This window comes from Xylanibacter caecicola (assembly GCF_013166515.1).
In the GTDB taxonomy this organism is placed as follows: Bacteria; Bacteroidota; Bacteroidia; order Bacteroidales; family Bacteroidaceae; genus Prevotella; species Prevotella caecicola.
This window is the reverse complement of record NZ_JABKKJ010000057.1, coordinates 1-1322: the sequence shown is the minus strand read 5'-3', so window position 1 is coordinate 1322 and position 1322 is coordinate 1. Positions and strand designations below refer to the sequence as shown.

At 33.0% G+C, this 1322-nt stretch carries 1 protein-coding gene and 1 pseudogene; one reads left to right on the top strand and one right to left on the bottom strand.

The window, feature by feature from the left end; all coding sequences use genetic code 11:
• Positions 1-119: pseudogene (locus HPS54_RS12970) on the top strand (IS5/IS1182 family transposase); the annotation flags it as partial.
• Positions 120-685: 566 nt separating this feature from the next.
• Here HPS54_RS12970 and HPS54_RS12755 read toward each other — a convergent pair.
• Positions 686-1102 (bottom strand): hypothetical protein, encoded by a 417-nt coding sequence (locus tag HPS54_RS12755; protein WP_172345768.1) that lies wholly within the window; start codon positions 1100-1102, stop codon positions 686-688.
• Positions 1103-1322: the final 220 nt, after the last annotated feature.

Genomic DNA, 1322 nt, shown 5'->3' with positions numbered 1-1322 from the left:
GTTTTAGATCCATACTCACGAGATTTGATACAACCGTATCCAGTTGGAAAGGATGGAATTATCTCGCATTTGCTGTGGTTTTTCTTAATAAAATTCACAAATCACAAAAGTTTAAATGAGTTCAATAATATAAAGAGCATAAAAACAGCTTGATATATGGATGTTCTCATAACTTAATCCTGTTAAGACCATTGTTCTATATGTTCAAAGTTGAAAAGCAGACCTATACGAATACACACTTTGCCGTCAAAACGTTTCCGGCAAGAAGCATAGAATTCTGCAAAAACAAATACTCTTCCATATCGTTTATGTTTTTAAAGTTTGTTTAAGGCTTGTCTTTCATATTGCAAATATAGCATTTTCATCATTATGTTGTTTGATATCATACGTGAATTCATTATAACGACAATGGCTTTATGCGTGTTCTCCGCCAAGTAGGGATGTTCCCAGGAACATCCGAAACCGCGTGGTTTGTATCATTAGTTATCACTTCGGCTGCACCGGGGTACAGCCCTACAGGTTGGATGGACATTGTCCGATATATTGACCCATGTTAAATACTTTCTCTGCATGTTCTATTTAACTTGTGTTCGAAAATTATACAAACCACCCCTGCTCCTCCTTTGAAAATGAGGGCAGTGGTGGTTTGTGATATATCTTGGAACGTGAATATTTCTAACTCGCATTATTTAGATATTTTGTAAAAAACATAAGTTGTTTTCGAACATCTTATTACCATTTGGATATCAGTAACTTTAATTATTTCTCCACAAAGCATTCTCGCATTAGGATTACCCTTTTCTATTGAAATTAAGAAATGTCCTGATGTTTCTTCATTGGCTTTTGAATAGTCAAAAGTTTCCGGTTTCTTGTCAGACAAGTAATAGAAATTCGTGTCTATTACATCTTCTATACCCTTCCCAAGTATAAATCTGTTTATTAAATATTTATCGTTGAATGTCCTTATTAAAGAAAATCCTTCATTATAAGTCTTATCCACCACGCACCATGCACCTTCTAACTGTGATTTATAAAATGTCTGTGCAGTTAAATTCAGGCAAGAGACCAATACAAAAAGGACTGTATATACTATATATTTCATAGCAACATATTTTACAACTGTGATTTTTCATCATACAATTTGTCACCCATTAAAGTTACAATTATTTTCGCTATATAACATTTTTTAAGACATGCAGGATTCAAATTAATAACGCAACAACTTTAGAATTGTTTTATTTTCTCCATATTTTTGTTTTATAAACTCGATTGGTGTTTTGAAATCCAGTCTTTTTCTTGGTCTGTTGTTGATTCTTTCCTGT

Bases quoted from the DNA above. Each gene is read 5' to 3' on its own strand.
- HPS54_RS12755 (WP_172345768.1), bottom strand. From the start codon at position 1,102: ATGAAATATATAGTATATACAGTCCTTTTTGTATTGGTCTCTTGCCTG.